This is a genomic window from Lacinutrix cladophorae (genome assembly GCF_053604645.1).
In genome coordinates this window covers 163134-180377 of the sequence record NZ_JBSHNR010000110.1, presented here as the reverse complement: position 1 = coordinate 180377, position 17244 = coordinate 163134, and the positions used below count along the sequence as shown (strand labels likewise).

General features: G+C 30.6%; 17 protein-coding genes and 1 tRNA gene. 8 read left to right on the top strand and 10 right to left on the bottom strand.

The annotated features are described in order from the left end of the window. The first annotated feature begins 19 nt into the window (after positions 1 to 19). The 3 genes from asnS to ACVC3Y_RS08140 all read left to right on the top strand — a co-directional run bounded on the left by asnS (position 20) and on the right by ACVC3Y_RS08140 (position 3642). Positions 20 to 1453: an asparagine--tRNA ligase gene (gene asnS / locus ACVC3Y_RS08150; RefSeq protein ID WP_452226598.1), complete on the top strand. Its 1434-nt coding sequence runs from the start codon at positions 20 to 22 to the stop codon at positions 1451 to 1453. Positions 1454 to 1573: 120 nt separating this feature from the next. Next, a complete protein-coding gene (gene rpoN, locus ACVC3Y_RS08145) occupies positions 1574 to 3034 on the top strand; it encodes an RNA polymerase factor sigma-54 (RefSeq protein ID WP_303422835.1) in 1461 nt (486 codons plus the stop codon). Then, positions 3034 to 3642 carry a hypothetical protein gene (locus ACVC3Y_RS08140; protein ID WP_452226597.1) on the top strand — a complete coding sequence of 203 codons (609 nt, stop codon included), beginning with the start codon at positions 3034 to 3036 and terminating at the stop codon, positions 3640 to 3642. The genes rpoN and ACVC3Y_RS08140 overlap by 1 nt, the downstream gene beginning before the upstream one ends. 5 nt (positions 3643 to 3647) lie before the next feature. On the opposite strand, the gene ACVC3Y_RS08135 is transcribed toward ACVC3Y_RS08140, so the two are convergent. The 10 genes from ACVC3Y_RS08135 to ACVC3Y_RS08090 form a co-directional block, all read right to left on the bottom strand. Continuing rightward, the gene (locus ACVC3Y_RS08135) at positions 3648 to 4346 is read right to left on the bottom strand and encodes a porin family protein (protein WP_303422842.1); all 699 of its coding nucleotides are present in this window, start codon (positions 4344 to 4346) and stop codon (positions 3648 to 3650) included. Positions 4347 to 4409: 63 nt separating this feature from the next. After that, a complete protein-coding gene (locus ACVC3Y_RS08130; RefSeq protein WP_303422845.1) occupies positions 4410 to 4895 on the bottom strand; it encodes an ExbD/TolR family protein in 486 nt (161 codons plus the stop codon). A gap of 15 nt (positions 4896 to 4910) precedes the next feature. After that, positions 4911 to 5543 carry an ExbD/TolR family protein gene (locus ACVC3Y_RS08125; protein WP_303422848.1) on the bottom strand — a complete coding sequence of 211 codons (633 nt, stop codon included), beginning with the start codon at positions 5541 to 5543 and terminating at the stop codon, positions 4911 to 4913. 1 nt (position 5544) lies between these two features. Then, positions 5545 to 5982 carry a hypothetical protein gene (locus tag ACVC3Y_RS08120; protein ID WP_303422850.1) on the bottom strand — a complete coding sequence of 146 codons (438 nt, stop codon included), beginning with the start codon at positions 5980 to 5982 and terminating at the stop codon, positions 5545 to 5547. 30 nt (positions 5983 to 6012) lie between these two features. Further along, a complete protein-coding gene (locus tag ACVC3Y_RS08115) occupies positions 6013 to 6783 on the bottom strand; it encodes a MotA/TolQ/ExbB proton channel family protein (protein ID WP_303422852.1) in 771 nt (256 codons plus the stop codon). Between the two features lie 161 nt (positions 6784 to 6944). Next, positions 6945 to 7032 (bottom strand) — tRNA-Ser (locus tag ACVC3Y_RS08110). 75 nt (positions 7033 to 7107) lie between these two features. Then, positions 7108 to 8139, bottom strand: coding sequence for an asparaginase (locus ACVC3Y_RS08105; protein WP_452226596.1), 1032 nt, complete (start codon positions 8137 to 8139; stop codon positions 7108 to 7110). 3 nt (positions 8140 to 8142) lie between these two features. Then, positions 8143 to 8910 (bottom strand): TatD family hydrolase, encoded by a 768-nt coding sequence (locus ACVC3Y_RS08100; RefSeq protein ID WP_452226595.1) that lies wholly within the window; start codon positions 8908 to 8910, stop codon positions 8143 to 8145. A 41-nt stretch (positions 8911 to 8951) separates the two neighbouring features. Further along, complete coding sequence (locus tag ACVC3Y_RS08095) at positions 8952 to 9692, bottom strand: tetratricopeptide repeat protein (RefSeq protein WP_452226594.1); 741 nt, start codon at positions 9690 to 9692, stop codon at positions 8952 to 8954. A 4-nt stretch (positions 9693 to 9696) separates the two neighbouring features. Further along, positions 9697 to 10278, bottom strand: coding sequence for an RNA polymerase sigma factor (locus tag ACVC3Y_RS08090; RefSeq protein WP_303422863.1), 582 nt, complete (start codon positions 10276 to 10278; stop codon positions 9697 to 9699). 152 nt (positions 10279 to 10430) lie between these two features. Between ACVC3Y_RS08090 and ACVC3Y_RS08085 the strand changes: the two genes are divergently transcribed. The 5 genes from ACVC3Y_RS08085 to ACVC3Y_RS08065 all read left to right on the top strand — a co-directional run bounded on the left by ACVC3Y_RS08085 (position 10431) and on the right by ACVC3Y_RS08065 (position 17215). Further along, positions 10431 to 10871: a hypothetical protein gene (locus ACVC3Y_RS08085; protein ID WP_303422866.1), complete on the top strand. Its 441-nt coding sequence runs from the start codon at positions 10431 to 10433 to the stop codon at positions 10869 to 10871. 80 nt (positions 10872 to 10951) lie between these two features. Then, positions 10952 to 11977, top strand: coding sequence for a hypothetical protein (locus tag ACVC3Y_RS08080; protein ID WP_303422868.1), 1026 nt, complete (start codon positions 10952 to 10954; stop codon positions 11975 to 11977). Between the two features lie 223 nt (positions 11978 to 12200). Then, positions 12201 to 14162 carry a DUF7849 domain-containing protein gene (locus tag ACVC3Y_RS08075; RefSeq protein WP_452226593.1) on the top strand — a complete coding sequence of 654 codons (1962 nt, stop codon included), beginning with the start codon at positions 12201 to 12203 and terminating at the stop codon, positions 14160 to 14162. A gap of 39 nt (positions 14163 to 14201) precedes the next feature. Continuing rightward, positions 14202 to 16775: a CHAT domain-containing protein gene (locus tag ACVC3Y_RS08070; protein WP_452226592.1), complete on the top strand. Its 2574-nt coding sequence runs from the start codon at positions 14202 to 14204 to the stop codon at positions 16773 to 16775. Continuing rightward, complete coding sequence (locus ACVC3Y_RS08065; protein ID WP_303422876.1) at positions 16772 to 17215, top strand: retropepsin-like aspartic protease; 444 nt, start codon at positions 16772 to 16774, stop codon at positions 17213 to 17215. The genes ACVC3Y_RS08070 and ACVC3Y_RS08065 overlap by 4 nt, the downstream gene beginning before the upstream one ends. The last annotated feature ends 29 nt before the right edge of the window (positions 17216 to 17244 follow it).

Genomic DNA, 17244 nt, shown 5'->3' with positions numbered 1-17244 from the left:
GCATTCAAAATAAAATACAATGAACACGAATACCGTTTCACAATTATTAGCAAAAGACCAATTTGGTCTAGAAATAGAAATAAAAGGTTGGGTAAGAACTTTTAGAGCTAAACGTTTTATTGCCTTAAATGATGGCTCTACAATTAACAATATACAATGTGTAGTAGATTTTGAAAACACAAGTGAAGAAACACTTAAACGTATAACAACAGGAGCTGCTGTTCATATAAAAGGAGAATTAGTAGAAAGTCAAGGTAAAGGTCAAAAAGTAGAAATTGTTGTAACAAGCATCGAAATTCTTGGAGACTCAGACCCTGAAAACTATCCTATTCAACCAAAGAAACATTCCTTCGAATTTTTAAGAGAAAATGCACATTTACGTACACGTACGAACACTTTTAGTGCTGTAATGCGTTTACGTTCTAATTTATCGTTTGCCGTGCATAAATATTTTACCGAAAATGGTTTTTACAACATGCATACGCCAATTATTACAGGAAGTGATGCAGAAGGAGCTGGAGAAATGTTTAGAGTAACAAATTTAGATGCTAAAAACCCTCCAGTAAACCAAGAAGGCAAAGTAGATTTTAAAGAAGATTTTTTTGGCAAAGAAACAAACTTAACCGTTTCTGGTCAATTAGAAGCAGAAACGTACGCCATGTCACTTGGTAAAGTATATACTTTTGGGCCTACTTTTAGAGCTGAAAACTCAAATACTTCGCGTCATTTATCTGAGTTTTGGATGATAGAACCAGAGGTTGCTTTTATGGATTTAGCAGGAAATATGGATTTAGCCGAAGACTTTATGAAATCGGTTATAAATTATATTTTAGAAAACAATAAAGAGGATTTAGAATTTTTAGAAAATCGTCTTTTAGATGAAGAAAAAACAAAACCTCAGGCCCAACGTAGTGAAATGAGTTTAATTGAAAAATTAAAATTCGTTGTAGACAATAACTTTAAACGTGTAAGTTATACCGAAGCAATTGAAATTTTAAGAAACTCGAAACCAAACAAAAAGAAAAAATTTAATTATATTATTGAAGAGTGGGGAGCAGATTTACAAAGTGAGCACGAACGTTTTTTAGTTGAAAAACACTTTAAATGCCCAGTAATCTTATTTGATTATCCTGCAAATATTAAAGCATTTTATATGCGTTTAAATGAAGATGGAAAGACAGTTCGCGCTATGGATATTCTTTTTCCAGGAATTGGAGAAATGGTTGGAGGAAGTCAACGTGAAGAACGCTTAGATGTTTTAAAAGAAAAAATGGCTGCTTTAGATATACCAGAAGAAGAACTTTGGTGGTATTTAGATTTACGTAAATATGGTACAGCAGTACACTCAGGATTTGGCTTAGGTTTTGAGCGTCTAGTAATGTTTGCAACAGGAATGACAAACATTCGCGACGTAATACCTTACCCAAGAACTCCACAAAACGCAGAATTTTAAAAAAAGTAATCAAAAATATTTTCATAAAACAATCTAGTTATCCAATTATCTAGATTGTTTTTTTTATTTTTATCTCTACTACTATTTTTAAAACCTAATTGGTATAATCAAAATACAACAATGCTTAAACAATATTTACAGTTCAAATTATCGCAAAAATTGTCGCCTCAACAAATTCAATTAATGAAATTGATTCAGTTGCCAACACAAGCATTTGAACAGCGTTTAAAGCAAGAACTAGAAGAAAACCCAGCTCTTGAAGGTGGCAAAGAAGAAAATGAAAACGAATTTGATGACGATCTAGATAATACCAAAGATGAGTATGACGACAACGAAATCATTGATGCTGGAGAAATTAATGTAGATGAATATTTAAGCGATGACGAAGTACCAGATTACAGAACTCAAGTAAATAACTATAGTGCAGACGATGAAGAAAAGACCATGCCGTATGCAGCAGGCACTTCGTTTACACAACATTTAGTAAACCAATTAAATACATATAGACTCAATGATGAAGAACGTGATATAGCAGAATTTCTTGTTGGTAGTGTAGACGAAAGTGGTTATATACGTAGAGAATTGTCAGATATCATGGACGATTTAGCTTTTACGCAAAACGTTTTTACCACAGAAGAAAACATAGAAAAAGTACTAAAAATTGTACACCAATTAGACCCTGCAGGAGTTGGAGCACGAAATCTACAAGAATGTTTATCAATACAATTACATAGAAAAGAGCAACATCCAGATGTTGCTTTAGCAACAAATATTATTGATAAAGCTTTTGATCAGTTTACAAAAAAACACTACAAAAAACTATTACAAAAATTTGACATTAGTGAGTTACAACTCAAAGATGCCATACATGAAATTGAACGCCTAAACCCGAAACCAGGCGGAAGCTATGCTGGAAATAATAGAATGGTAGAACACGTTGTACCAGATTTTGCCATAAAAATTGTAAATGGCGAATTGGAACTCACTTTAAACGGAAGGAATGCACCTGAACTTCATGTATCGAGAGAATACAACAATATGCTTAAAGGCTATAAAGACACCAAACAAAAGAGCAAATCACAGAAAGATGCTGTTATGTTTATCAAACAAAAACTAGATGCAGCAAAATGGTTTATTGAGGCAATTAAACAAAGACAACAAACCCTTTTTGTTACCATGAGCTCCATTATGCATTACCAAAAAGAATATTTTTTAACTGGTGATGAGCGCAACTTAAAACCAATGATTTTAAAAGATATTGCAGACGAAATTGAAATGGATGTTTCGACTGTTTCTCGTGTTGCAAATAGTAAATATGTAGATACACCTTACGGCACCAAATTAATAAAAGAGTTCTTTAGTGAGTCGATGACTAACGATAAAGGTGAAGAAGTTTCTACTAGAGAAATTAAAAAAATATTAGAAACCGTTATTGAAGAAGAAAGCAAGAAAAAACCTTTAACAGACGAAGCTTTAGCAAAAATATTAAAAGAAAAAGGATACCCAATTGCAAGACGTACCGTTGCAAAGTATAGAGAACAATTAGATATTCCTGTTGCTCGTTTGCGTAAAAAGATTTAATGAATCACCTTTTAAAAAGCATATCGTTTATTTTTCATCCTTTAATCATGCCTTTACTTGGTATACTTTTTTATTTTTCTAAATCCCCAAGATTTATTCCAAAAGAAATAATACAGGCAAAACTTATTTCTATTTCTATTTTAACAATAATTCTACCTATACTCATATATTATTTGCTAAAAACATTGGGTAAAACACATAGTATTTATTTAAAAACAGCCAAAGAACGTATTTTACCTTTAGGTCTTAATTGTATTATTATATATTTAATAGTAAAGCGTGTTTTTCCTCCTAGTGAGGTCTTAGAGCTTTATTATTTCTTTATAGGTGTTTTACTATCTAATCTCACTTGCTTCATTTTAGCTGTACTAAAGTTCAAGGCAAGCATACATATGATTGCTATATCTGGTGTGTTTATGTTTTATATAGCTCTAAGTATACACTTTGGAATAAATATTAATGGTACACTAGCTTTAATGGCAATACTAACAGGAGCAATAGCAACCTCAAGATTACATTTAAAAGCACATAATTATGTAGAATTGATAGCTGGTTTTTGTATCGGTTTTTTACCTCAACTCACCTTATTAAATTACTGGTTAAACTAGTTAGGTTAGAGAAGATAAAGCATTAAGCCTATTTTAATTGCATGCATGTCTAAACCAGCACTATCTAATTGGGCATCCTTACTAAAGACAGAATTTAATGCATAATAAAAATGAATATTCCAAGTATTATAACCTGCGCTTATAGTAAAACCATATTGCATTTTATTAAAGTCGGAAATATTTCGATGTTTAATGGTAGTGTCGCCATTAAATTTAGAGGAATTAAAAAGTACATAACCGAATTTGAATCCTGTATAAATTCTCCAGAATTTATACTCTGTAGGAGTAGAAGTTCGCCATCTAAATTCTATAGGTGCTTCGATCATATATGTAGTAAACTTATTCTTGGTGTAGGATGTTTCACTGTCATCTAAAACGGTATAGCTATAAGTACCATCACTAATTTTATCTATTAACATATTTTGATTATACGAATTGCTAGAAATCCCTAAACCAACACCAATAGCAATATTACGTTTTAGGTTTATTGGCATATCTTTTATATACCCTAAATGAAATCCACTAGAAAAACCGCTTTGCGAAACGTCTTCTGGCCTATTCACTAATAAATTGTAGGTAACACCTAGATAAAATTGATCTTCTTTATATAAAGAATCTACTTCTTGTTCTACAAGTATTTCTTCTTGTGAAAAAGAACTTAAGAAGCTAAACAAGCACATAAAAATTAGAAGAAGATTTTTCATTTGTTACATAAAAAAGGCGTTATGATTTCTCAAAACGCCTTTTAATAAAATTAAGATTTATAATTATTTTTTTAAACCTTCTAAGGCATTACCTTTTCTAGTTGTATAATTAATTTTTAATGCGTTTACTTTACGCAATTCTTGCTTAATATCTGTTACCAATCCCATATTTGCATCACTATCTACTTTTAAAGCAGTAGTAAGAAAAGGAACTTCTTCCTCTCTTTTGGCAGCTCTTTCAGCAGCTATAAAAGCAGCAATATCACTAACATCAGCAAACTTATCGTTTAACTGAATTCTAGCTTCATTACCATATTGACTTTTATAGTTGGTACTTGGTTTACCAGCATAAATATACATTACCAAACTCTTTTTATCTAATTTTTCAATTTGATCTGCTTGTGGTAATTTATTCTCAATCATTAAGGTGTTTTGTCTCATTACAGTAGCCACCATGAAAAAGAATAACAGCATGAATACAATATCTGGTAAAGATGCGGTATTAACTGCTGGCATTTCGCCTCCTTTTTTCTTTTTAAATTTAGACATATTTAAATTTTTTATCTAATTAGACTTCGGCTCTGCTTCAGAGAATTTTTGAGGTACTAAAGTTTTTATTTGCTCTAATTTCTCTTTAAGTTTTGCTTTAGTTGCTGGCGTTGTTCTTGCATCACCATAAGCGTTTTCCGCTTCAACAAAGTTCATATCTAAAGTAGGAAATGCTCTTTTAAATTCTCTATTTCTTAACTCATTATAAGCAGCAATAATTTCATTTTGTACTGCTATGTATGTGTCATACTCCGTCGCTCTGTCATTTTGTAAAGAAATAATAGCTTTATCAAAATTATCAGACGACCTTGGGTTCTTTTTACCTTGGCAGTATTTACAAGCACTATCTCCAGTACCTCCTCCATTATCAAGAAAAGTTACTGCAGACTCTCGTAAATCTTTAATTTCAATTATCTTTTCTTCTCCTCCAGTTTTTAGAAATAATTGATTTTTTCTATTAACTTCTAACTGAAAAATATTTTTTTCTTTAATAATAACATCTTCATCAGACTCCTCCATTGGAGGCAACTTTCTGTTTAAACCAGAATCTGTTTCGATCGTTGTTGTTACTAAGAAGAAAATAAGGAGTAAGAAAGCGATATCAGCCATCGATCCTGCATTTACTTCTGGTGCTGCTCTTTTTGCCATCTTATTTAATCATTTTTTTAATTCCAGATAGTAACATAGTTCCTATCGCTATAATAGCAAGTGCATAGAACATGTATAATCCAGCTCCTACTAATTTAGAATCGCCAGCAGAAAGTATTTCACCTTCTTTCATTGGTGTCTCTACTCCTGTAGCTAAAAAGTAACAAATTAAACCTACTATTAAAAATGCACCAACTCCCATTAAAGTACTCTTTAAGGTATCTTTGTTAGTGAAAATGTTTTTTAATGTAAATAGTACAACCAAAACTAGTATTAAACCTAATATAATATACGCTATATACATAAATGTATTTACGATACCATCAGACTCACCAGCTTTAATAGCTTCATCACCTACTCCAATAATTCTAATTAGGAAGAACATGGCTATTACACCAACTACTCCTGCTATTATGGTAATTATTTTTTGTGAATTCATAATATTATTTAAAAATTAGAATTATTAGTATTACTTCTTATATCTAGATAACATATCCATTAAGTTGATAGAAGAATCTTCCATGTCATTAACGATACTATCAATTTTTGAAATGATATAATTGTAAAAAATTTGAAGAATAATTGCAACAACAAGTCCAAATACTGTTGTTAAAAGTGCTACTTTAATACCACCTGCAACAAGTGAAGGCTGCATATCTCCAGCTGCTTCAATTCTATCGAATGCTTGAATCATACCAATTACTGTTCCCATGAAACCTAACATTGGTGCTAATGCGATAAATAAAGAAATCCAAGAAACGTTTTTCTCTAATTGACCCATTTGTACACCACCATAAGCTACAACAGCTTTTTCAGCAGATTCTAAATCGCCATCTGCTCTATCTAATCCTTGGTAGAAAATAGATGCAACAGGTCCTTTTGTGTTTCTACATACTTCTTTAGCAGCTTCTAAACCACCAGATTGTAATGCGTCTTCCACATTTTGAGTTAATTTTTTTGTGTTTGTTGTTGATAAGTTTAAAAAGATAATTCTTTCAATAGCAATTGCTAATCCAAGAATTAAACATAATAATACGATTCCCATGAATCCTGGTCCACCTTCTATAAATCGTCTTTTAAGTTCTTGGTGAAATCCTTCTGATTCAACTGTTGCTGCATCTGCTGCATCATCTTGAGTTGTTACAACTGTAGTTGCAATAGCACTTGCATTAGTTGTTGCATTTGCTGTTCCGAATGCCATAAAACATACTATGGCTAGAATTGAAAATAATCTTTTCATTAGTTCTTGATCTTAATTTTATTAGTTAAAGTGTTAAAGATATAAAAAAATTGCAATTAAAAAATAAAAAACTAGTTATAGACTAGGAAATAATATTATTAATTGTTCCTATATTCTATTATTACAAAAGAGTTTTAAATTTAATTATAAAAACTCATTTGCAGAGAGGAAGGGATTCGAACCCTCGATACCCTTTTGAGGTATACACACTTTCCAGGCGTGCGCCTTCGACCACTCGGCCACCTCTCTGTAATTTTTAATCTTTAATTACGGTGGGTCAAATAACAAAAAAAAGTTTAGATGCTAAAATTTTGAAGGTTAATTTTAAGCCATTTCTCCTCGCAAAGATGTTTCGAAGGTGATTTTGAATGTTTTAGGAATAATTTTTTGTCCTAATAAATACATAAGTTTACAAATAGCTGCTTCTGTTGTGATGTCTTTTCCTGAAATCACTCCTATTTTTTTTAACTTTTCACTAGTTTCATATTGCCCCATCGCAACACTTCCTCCAGAACACTGTGTTACATTAATAATATGCACCCCTTTTTTAATTGTGTTTTCTAATAATTCTATAAACCAATTTTCTGTCGAACAATTTCCTGCTCCATATGTTTCAATAATGATTCCTTTTAAATGAGGAGTATTAAAAATACATTCTAGTAAGGTTTTCGAAATACTAGGGAATAGTTTTACTAGTGCAATATTTTCATTAAATTTTTTAAAGACTTTTAGCTTCGTTGCTTTTTTAGGCTTTAATAAATACTCGTTATTTACTTTTAAGTGTACACCAGATTCTGCTAAATCTGGATAGTTTAGCGATGCAAAAGCTTCAAAGTGTTCTGCATTTATTTTTGTAGTCCTGTTTGCTCTATATAATTTGTATTCAAAATACAAGCCTACTTCTTGAATAACTGGTTTATTATTTTTTTGTAAGGATGCTATTTGAATAGAAGTTATTAAATTTTCTTTGGCATCTGTACGTAAATCACCAATGGGTAATTGTGATCCCGTAAAAATCACTGGTTTACTTAAGTTTTCTAACATAAAACTTAAGGCTGATGCTGTATAACTCATAGTATCACTACCATGTAAAACAACAAATCCATCAAACGGGTTATAATTTTCTTCTATAATCTTTGCTATTTGCGTCCAATATTTTAGATTCATATTACTAGAATCTATAGGCTCTTCAAAAGATATGGTTTCAATAACACAATCTAACAAATTAAGTTCTGGAATTCTTTTAGACAAATTATTAAAATCGAAAGCTCTTAAAGCTCCTGTTTTAGAATCTTTTATCATCCCGATAGTACCTCCTGTGTAAACTAATAATATGTTGGGTTTTTTAGTTGACATACGTTATTGTCTAAATATTTCTTTCGAGTTTTGAGTTGTAATTTTAGCTATTTCTTCTTCAGAAACTTCATAAATGGCAGAAAGTTTTTCTAACACCTTTATAATATAGCTACTTTCATTACGCTTTCCTCTAAATGGTTTTGGTGCTAAATAAGGCGAATCGGTTTCTAAAACAATATGTTTTATATCTATTTGATTTAAAAACTGATCTATTTTACCGTTTTTAAAAGTAACCACACCTCCTATTCCTAACTTCATATTATAGGAAATAGCTTGACGGGCTTGTTCTAAATTCCCTGTGAAACAATGAAAAATCCCGAAGAGTGTATCGTCTTTTTCTTCTTCTAAAATTTCAAAGATTTCATGAAATGCATCTCTACAATGTATAACAATTGGTAATTTATATTTTTTTGCTAATTTAATTTGATACCTAAAAGCGTCTTGCTGTATACCTAAAGTAGTTTTATCCCAATACAAATCAATACCAATTTCACCTATAGCAACAAATGTTCTTTTAGCTAACATTTCTTCTACATGTGCAAGTTCTTCTTTATAGTTTTCTTTTACGTGTGTAGGGTGCAAGCCCATCATTAAATGGACATTATCTGGGAAATCTGCTTCTAATTGCAACATAGACTCTGTATATGTAGAGTCGATTGCAGGAATAAAAAAACGACTAACATTTGCTGCTATAGCACGTTGGATCATTTCTTTTCTATCTACATCAAAAGCTTCGCTATATAAATGGGTATGTGTGTCTGTAATTATCATTTAGCAAAAATAAGTAAATTAATAGCCTAATACTTTCGCTTTTATTCTAATTTATTTAAAAGTTTTTGAGCTTCTTTATAATCATCCGATTCCTCAGACACTTGTTTTAATAAAACTATAGTAGCATCAATTTTACGCTGTTTTAATCTGCTTAAAGCTGCATACCAAAACGCTTTATCTTTGTAGGCCGATTTTCCAGTAATAATTTTATTTAATTCGGTATCTGCTACATTAAAATTATCTAACTCTATATTTGTAATTGCGTAATATAGTTGTATCTCTGTGTTTTCTGGATCGTTTTCAAGCACTTTTTTTAATAATGAATTTGCTTTTTCATACTCCTCATTATTAAATGCTTTTGTAGCTTCTATTAAATCTTTTACATTACCTCGAACAACCGTCATTGGTTCATGCGAGTTATAGTCGGAATATGTTGGATTGTTAAATTGGTTAAAAGTAAAAATGCTAAACATTAAAACAACACATGCTGCAATGGCATATTTTAAAATACGAAATGGGTTTGTTTTTTTGTTTTCTTCGGAAGTATTTTTGGTAACATTAAAATGAGCATTAGAAATAGACTTTAAATTAGATTTAAAAGCATTTGTTGTTGCTTCATTTTCAAATTTATGTTCTAAAAACCCGGAGACTGCTTTGTACGTTTTGAAACTTTCCTGAAAAGCAGCATCTGTTTCTAATCGATCTTCAAAAAGTGCTTTTTCTTCTACGGCAAGTTCGCCTGCCAAATAGTTTTCAAATAATATATAATCTTCTTCTTTCATTTTGCTAATAATTAAGTTGGTTAAATTGTGGTGACTCTTGAACCATCTTGGTTAATTTACCAATACAAAGCGATTTCTTTTTTCTAGCATACGCATAAGTTACACCTAAACTTGCAGCAACTTCTTCCATCGATTTTATTTTAAAAGTTGCTTTAATTAAATCTTTACATGCTGTTCCTAATTGTTGAAACATGGTATTAAATAACGCTTGCTTTTCTCCAAATAATGAGGTTTCGAAAGCCAATTCTTGTGAGTCGTCATCTTTAGATAGCACTTCTTCATTTATTGTTACCTCTTTATTAGTCTTCTTTTTTAATTCGTTTAGCCATTTCCGTTTACACAACAGAAAAAAATAAGCATCAAAAGGACAAGTTAATTGTAGTTTTTTTTGACTAGCCTGATTATATATAGTAATAAGTGTTTCTTGAATTACATCTTGTGCTTGATCTGCATCTCCACTATTCTGCTTTATGTAATTAATAACCTTTGGTACAAAGGTGTCGTAGATGGCTTGTATAATAAAGGAGTTGTTTTCAAGTAATCCTTCTATATATTTTTGGTCTTCGTGTATTTTTTTTGCACTCATAAACCCTTTTGTTTTCGGTTGGTTGCCAACGAATTTAAAAAAACTTTACAAAATAAGGGTAACAAATTTTAAATGCTTTTGATATAAGGTTGTAAAAGCCAAAATGGCAAACATTAAAAAACAAATTATAAAACAATAAACATTTAGAAATTATGAGAAATTCAATTTTAATTATCGCAACAGTAGTATTTAGCTTATTAAACATGAACGCTACAACAAGTAATACAAACCCAAACACTACAATGGAAAACGTAGAAATTGCAAAAGACGATTTAATTCAGGTGTACGATTGGACAGTAAAAACTACAAATGGAGAATTTTCTGGAACCGCATTAACCTTATTTGATGCAAAAAGAATGGCAAATATTGTTGGACAAGCAGAAGTTGTTTTAGAAAGACAAATTAATAGTTATTACATGCTAGCAAGCGAATTAAACCAAAAAGAAGCAAGACTTTATTACTGGGAAGCAGACAGTAAAAATGCAAAAGCTCAAGGATTTGCTTCTTCAGAGTTTACAGCTAAAAGAATGATTCAATTAGTTACAAAAGGAGATATAATCAATTACAGAATTATTGCTAGCAGTCCTAAATAAAAATTAAACAAATCTAAAAACTGGGTAACAAAATCTGTGCCCAGTTTTATAAACATGTATAACAAATAAATCTATAAATTATGAATAATTCAAGAAATTTCAATTCACAATTAAACATTATAAACTTAGTAAATAACACTTTAAAGCGAGTGTTTGGAAGCCTATTTTTGGCTACCATTTTATTTACAAGCTGTAATCCTGATGACGATGGCAATTCGAATACAGAAAATTATGTGCCAGATGCAGAAGCTTTTTCAGAATTAAAAGATCAAGCATTAGGAAATGCAACACAAACCTTTCAGTTTAATGCAGACGATGGTAACATATCACTTACCTCGGAAGCCGGAGTACAAATAAACATTAATGGGGATTGTTTAACCTTAAACGGGAATACAGTAACAGGACAGGTAGATCTAGAATTTGTAGAGTTATTTGAAAAAGGAAACATGCTAACTACAAACAAACCTACCATGGGCCAATTACCAAATGGAGACAAAGCTTTATTAATTTCAGGCGGTGAATTTTTTGTAGAAGCTACACAAAACGGAAACCAATTAGAAACAAACTGTGGTTTACAACTTATTATTCCTACTAATTTAACTGGTGATCCAGATCCAGTAATGACTTTATGGGAAGGTGAAATAGACAATGAAGATCTTTTAACTTGGAATGAAATAGACCCCGCTGTTAATAACGAAGATGTTTTTGTAGAAGAGAATTCCTATTATGCTTTTCTAGATTTTGGATGGACGAATGTAGATCGTTTTTATAGTGATCCTAGACCAAAAACTCAAATTCAAGTGCAACCTCCTGCAAACTATACAAATTTAAATAGTGCTGTATATTTATCGTACGATGGTGAAGCTCCAGCTTTAGCAAATCTAGATACTTTTGATAATAATACTAATATCTTTAGTGAACATTATGGGCAAATACCTATTGGCTTAGAATGTCATGTTATTTTTGTTACCGAAGATAATGGGGTTTGGAGATATGCAATAAAACCTGTAACCATAGTTGCTAACCATATAATTACATTTACATTAGGCGAAACTAATACAGGTACAGAAAACAGTTTAACTGCATTAATAAATGCATTACCATAAAACAAGATTGTAAACATTAATAAAAGAGCAGAAAACATATTTTCTGCTCTTTTTATTATTTACAATAAAAACAATATCACTTTTAGACTACCGACAAAGCCTTTAATAGACTGAAACTCCCATTTCATAAAAACATAAATTTTTAATAGCTCTTTTTAAAGTATATTGGTCGTTATATTAAATTATCCTATTTTGTATCTTTAAAAGCTTTAATCTAACTTATATGAAATTTACTACATTATTAATTTGCCTAATTTTTTCTTGGTATTCGTTCGCACAACAAACGCAAACCATAGACACATTAAGACGAGTAGCTACCATTGAATATAATACTAACGGAAACGAAGTAAACTTTACTCCTAATGCACCTGAATTAAACCAAATAGCAGGAGCACCAAAAGCTTTTTACACGCACTATTGGGAGTTTGGAGATGGAGAATACAGTAAAGAAACAAACCCAAAACACACCTATAAAAAAGCTGGAGATTATGAAGTTAAACTCTGGTCTACTAATAATTACGACACCGGAAAACCTCCAGTTTCTAGACCTAAAAAATTAAGTATGACCAAGGATGCAAATCCTGAAAGCTATACAGAAACGGCAAGTATGAGTGCAAACCTAGAACTGCAACGTAATACCGAACCAATGCCAGAAGAAGAAATTGTGGTTATTATGAGTTATAAAAACGCTAAAGATTATGCTACTAGCGGAAAACTACATTTGTTTTATAATGAACAAAAATACCAAGCCAATAATTTCGAACTAACAGACACTAGAACTTACCATAACGAAAGAGAAAGCATTGCTACAGATTTTGTATACACTTATGATTATGACGACCATGAAAGTGTTGTAGCATCCATTGAAGATAACATCGCTAAATTACGATTAAAGTTTCAAGACAGTACAGAAAAAAGCAATTTACCGCTTACTTTAGAAACCTCTAAAGCATATTATAAAAATGCTAGTGTTTTAGAATTTGATAATATGAAACCAAACGAAGAAAGAAATGTTTTTTACACTTTAAAAACAACACCAGAAATGCTTAAAGACACAAGCGCTATTATTTCTGTACGTGGTGTATATATTCCTGATGATAATTTTGACAACCATAATGTAAAAGACATGGAAATGGAAATTGTAACTTCGCATGACCCAAACAAAATGTCTACTTCAGCAACGTTTTTAAATTATAGATTGGTTCGTTTTAAACGTCCTAAATTTAAAATAAAGTTTCAAAATAATGGCGAAGGTCCCGCTCGAACGATTCGATTGGAAACAGATATTCCAGATATGTTTGATAAATCTTCCATTTTAGTAGAAGACATGTATCCTAAATGCGAAATTTGTCCGAAACGAGAAGTAGAATATAGCTGTCTAGACACTACTTTCACCGAAAAACAAGCAATATTCACGTTTAAAAACATTTACCTTCCTGGTAGCGAACAAAAAAATGTAAAAGAATATGATTCTACGAAAGGATTTGTAAAATACAGTATCAAGTTTGGTAAGGATTTTCACAAACAAAAAACCAAAAGTAAAACGGCAATAATTTTTGACAAAAACGATCCAATAATTACAAATTATTCTACTACTAGATTTTTACCTGGAAACTCTATAGGAATAAAAGCAGGATATAACATATATGCTAATTTAGAAAACTCTAAAAGCTATTTTGTTGGAGCCACACTTTCTCCTTACAAATCATACAGATGGTATTGGCAAGTAGAATTACTAAATAGTTTTCATAGCTATGATAGTAACAAAACAGTAACCGTAAATGAAATAGATTCTCCTGCTTTTATTGGAAGAGAACGAACCACAACGTATAATAGCTATGACAATGTAGATTGGGAAATCCCCATTTTAGCGAGATATAACATCAATAATTTCATTGGCTTAGGAGCTGGTTTACAAGGCGCTTTTTCTTTAAGTTCAAAAACAGAAAACAGCACAAAAATAGAACAAGCAGAAAATATTAATGGCATTGACTTTGGGCCATACACTACTATTAACGAGTCTTCAAACAAAACCAGCAATTCTTTCCATAATTTTAGAACAGGTTTATTATTTGAAGCTACTGCTGGTTTTGCACGAATTGGGCCAAGTGTAGGAGCTAGATATGTTATTAATTTTAAAGAAGACTTTAATTACTTGCAATTATATGCCATCTGGAAATTTTAAAACGAAGTATAAGAAATCCCTAAACCAATCTTGTATTTAATGAAAAAACACTTATTTATTCTCTGCTTTTTTATTCTTAGATTGGGTTTTTCTCAAGATTTAGAAAATGCCATTTATGAAGCAACAGAAGCTTTTAATGCAAGTAAAAGCGAAGCCACTCTTAGCACACTTGATAAAAAAATAAGTGCATTTGAAAATAACTTAACTACCGAAGATGAATATTTTGCTTTCATAAATCTTCTAGCAAATAAAGCATTTTATTTAGATGCTTCAAATAAACAACAACAAGCCATTGCTACCTATGAAAAAGCATGGACGCTGTACAAAAAACAAAATGTAGTTAGTTATGATATTACAGAATATTGTTTAATTCCATTGGGTACATTATACCATAAAACAAAAGATTACACCAATGCTGAAAATATTATTAAACAATATCTTTTTCTTGCTGAAAAGCAAAACAACACAAGTCAAAAAATAACAGCATCCATTAATTTGGCAACTCTGTATCAATCTATAGGAAGCTACCAGTTAGCATATGCAACAGCAAGTAAAGGGTTGCTTTTTAAAAACCTAAAACCTTATCAACAAAAAACACTTAAGACCATACAATCTAGAAGTTCCCTTTTTATAAAAAACAAAGTTACTATTATAGATAAGGTAATTACTCCTGGATTTCACACTAAAGAATCTGAAATAGATATTACATTAAAATATGAACAAGCTCTAAAAAACAAAGACTATAAAGAAGCACAAAAAAACTTCAACAAACTTAAAAACCGCAACATAAACAATCTACAATCCGGTCGTGAATATGCGAAATTAGCTTTTCAAGAAGGACAACTGTATTACTTATTAAAAGACTCCTTACAAGCAAACAAATATGTAAACTATGCATTAAAAATTTTGCTTCCGGGTTTAGAAGAAAAAAAGCTTCCAAACAAAAATCAATTATATCCAGAAAACACTTTTATTGATATTTTTGATTTACTTGCAGAAATGCAAACCAATCCAGAAAAAGCATTGGCTTGCTATGATTTAAGTTTTTATGCTTCGTCTTTAATAGAACAAAATATCACTTCCCAAAAAGGGCAACTTTTTAATCTTTATGCCAATAGAATTCGTAGCGAAAAATGTCTTAATATTCTTTATCAGCTTCAACAAAATACAGACAACACTCAATATACCGAACGTGCTTTTTATTATGCCGAAAATCAAAAAGCAAGTATATTAAAAGATATCAAGACTAAAAAAACACTTCTAGATCAACACCCAGAAGACAGCGTACTAATTAAGCAAAACCTGCTTATTAAAAAAGAAGAACAACTCACCAACCAATTAATAAACACTCCTATTAATAATGCTTCTGCAACAGAAAAAAACATATTAAGAGAAGAACTTAACGCAATTAGTATTGCTTTAAAAGAAGTAAATATTAAAGTTCATAAAAAGTATGCTATTTCTGAACAAATAGAGAAAATTCGATTGGAAAGTTTAAAAGCAAAACTACAAGAAGACCAAGCTGTTCTTGTTGAGTATTTTTATGGAATACATTACATCTATCAATTTATTTTTTCAGACAAAGCAGCTCGTTTTAATCGTATAAAATTGAACGCTGAAAACAAAAACAATATTTCTAATTTCATTAATTATTTTAATTCGAGTGCAATCATAAATAATAATATTTCAAAATTTACAGAAGATGCATATACAACTTATAAAACGCTATTATTAGATGAAATAACAGATAAAGAAAATGTCATTATTATTCCTGATAGTAGATTGAGTTTTATTCCATTTGACGCATTATTAACTGCAAAAACAGAAAGCACCTCCTTTTCAAAGATGCCGTTTTTAGTTAAAAAACACAAACTGATTTACAATGCTAATGCTTACTTATATTTAAATCAAAACAAAACAAAGAAAAAAGAAAGTCTACTAGGTATTTTTCCAGTATTTGAAGGAACAAACCTAGAATTAATATATTCTAAAACAGAAGCTGAAAACATAGAAGACATTTTGCATGGAGATTTTCTTTTACAAGCAGAGGCAACAAAAAATAAGTTTATTGAAAAAGCATCAAAATATAGTATTATTCATTTATCTACACATGCAAAAAGTGGTAATTTTAAAGAACCTGCAAGTATTGATTTTTATGATGAAACCTTAAGTTTAAACGAACTATATGGCCTTAAAATAGAAGCAAATCTTGTTGTTTTAAGCGCCTGCGAAACTGGAGTTGGTGCATTACAAAAAGGAGAAGGCGCATTAAGTATAGCTAGAGGGTTTCAATATGCAGGAGCAAATAATGTATTATTTTCACTTTGGCAAATTAATGATTTAGCTACTTCGCAAATTATGACGTCCTTTTACCAAAATTATAGCAAACACAAATCCGAATTTATAGCAAACAATATTTCAAAAATTGAATACCTAAATAATAATGAAATAAATAATATAAAAAAATCCCCCTATTATTGGAGCGCTTTTGTTTATTATGGAAATGTAACACCAAAAACAGAAAGCTCTTTTTCATTATATGTGTTAATAACTATACTATCTCTAATATTACTTGTATTTTTATTCCTTAAATTTAATAGAAAGAACACATGAAAACTTTACAAGAGTTTTTACTAAAACAAGAGTATTTAAAAATAAAACTGAAACTCACTAAAACAAATCATTTTGAAATTAAGGCCTCAATAAATGGAGTGAAAGGGCTTTTTATTTTAGACACTGGAGCTTCTAGTTCTTGTGTTGGTTTTGAAGCTATAGAAACCTTTAAGCTTAAAGTTAAAGATTCTGAAATAAAAGCAGCTGGAGCTGGAGCAACAGATATGCTGACTCAAATTTCTAAAAAAAACAAATTAAAAATTGGGAGATGGAAAAACGAAAAAACAGCGCTTATCCTATTTAATCTCACACATGTTAATACGGCACTTACCAACCATAACGCAAAACCAGTAGATGGTATTATTGGTGCAGATATATTAAAAAAAGGGAAAGCAATTATTGATTATGAAAAGAAATATTTGTATCTAAAAAAGGCCTAAATAACTAAACTATTTTCTTACATTTACCA

Excerpts from the sequence above, each read along its gene's own strand:
- ACVC3Y_RS08070 (WP_452226592.1), top strand. The coding sequence starts at position 14,202 with ATGAAAAAACACTTATTTATTCTCTGCTTTTTTATTCTTAGATTGGGT.
- ACVC3Y_RS08085 (WP_303422866.1), top strand. The coding sequence starts at position 10,431 with ATGAGAAATTCAATTTTAATTATCGCAACAGTAGTATTTAGCTTATTA.
- ACVC3Y_RS08120 (WP_303422850.1), bottom strand. The coding sequence starts at position 5,982 with ATGAATTCACAAAAAATAATTACCATAATAGCAGGAGTAGTTGGTGTA.
- ACVC3Y_RS08115 (WP_303422852.1), bottom strand. The coding sequence starts at position 6,783 with ATGAAAAGATTATTTTCAATTCTAGCCATAGTATGTTTTATGGCATTC.
- ACVC3Y_RS08105 (WP_452226596.1), bottom strand. The coding sequence starts at position 8,139 with ATGTCAACTAAAAAACCCAACATATTATTAGTTTACACAGGAGGTACT.
- ACVC3Y_RS08135 (WP_303422842.1), bottom strand. The coding sequence starts at position 4,346 with ATGAAAAATCTTCTTCTAATTTTTATGTGCTTGTTTAGCTTCTTAAGT.
- ACVC3Y_RS08075 (WP_452226593.1), top strand. The coding sequence starts at position 12,201 with ATGAAATTTACTACATTATTAATTTGCCTAATTTTTTCTTGGTATTCG.
- rpoN (WP_303422835.1), top strand. The coding sequence starts at position 1,574 with ATGCTTAAACAATATTTACAGTTCAAATTATCGCAAAAATTGTCGCCT.
- ACVC3Y_RS08100 (WP_452226595.1), bottom strand. The coding sequence starts at position 8,910 with ATGATAATTACAGACACACATACCCATTTATATAGCGAAGCTTTTGAT.
- ACVC3Y_RS08065 (WP_303422876.1), top strand. The coding sequence starts at position 16,772 with ATGAAAACTTTACAAGAGTTTTTACTAAAACAAGAGTATTTAAAAATA.
- ACVC3Y_RS08130 (WP_303422845.1), bottom strand. The coding sequence starts at position 4,895 with ATGTCTAAATTTAAAAAGAAAAAAGGAGGCGAAATGCCAGCAGTTAAT.
- ACVC3Y_RS08125 (WP_303422848.1), bottom strand. The coding sequence starts at position 5,543 with ATGGCAAAAAGAGCAGCACCAGAAGTAAATGCAGGATCGATGGCTGAT.
- ACVC3Y_RS08090 (WP_303422863.1), bottom strand. The coding sequence starts at position 10,278 with ATGAGTGCAAAAAAAATACACGAAGACCAAAAATATATAGAAGGATTA.
- ACVC3Y_RS08095 (WP_452226594.1), bottom strand. The coding sequence starts at position 9,692 with ATGAAAGAAGAAGATTATATATTATTTGAAAACTATTTGGCAGGCGAA.
- asnS (WP_452226598.1), top strand. The coding sequence starts at position 20 with ATGAACACGAATACCGTTTCACAATTATTAGCAAAAGACCAATTTGGT.
- ACVC3Y_RS08080 (WP_303422868.1), top strand. The coding sequence starts at position 10,952 with ATGAATAATTCAAGAAATTTCAATTCACAATTAAACATTATAAACTTA.
- ACVC3Y_RS08140 (WP_452226597.1), top strand. The coding sequence starts at position 3,034 with ATGAATCACCTTTTAAAAAGCATATCGTTTATTTTTCATCCTTTAATC.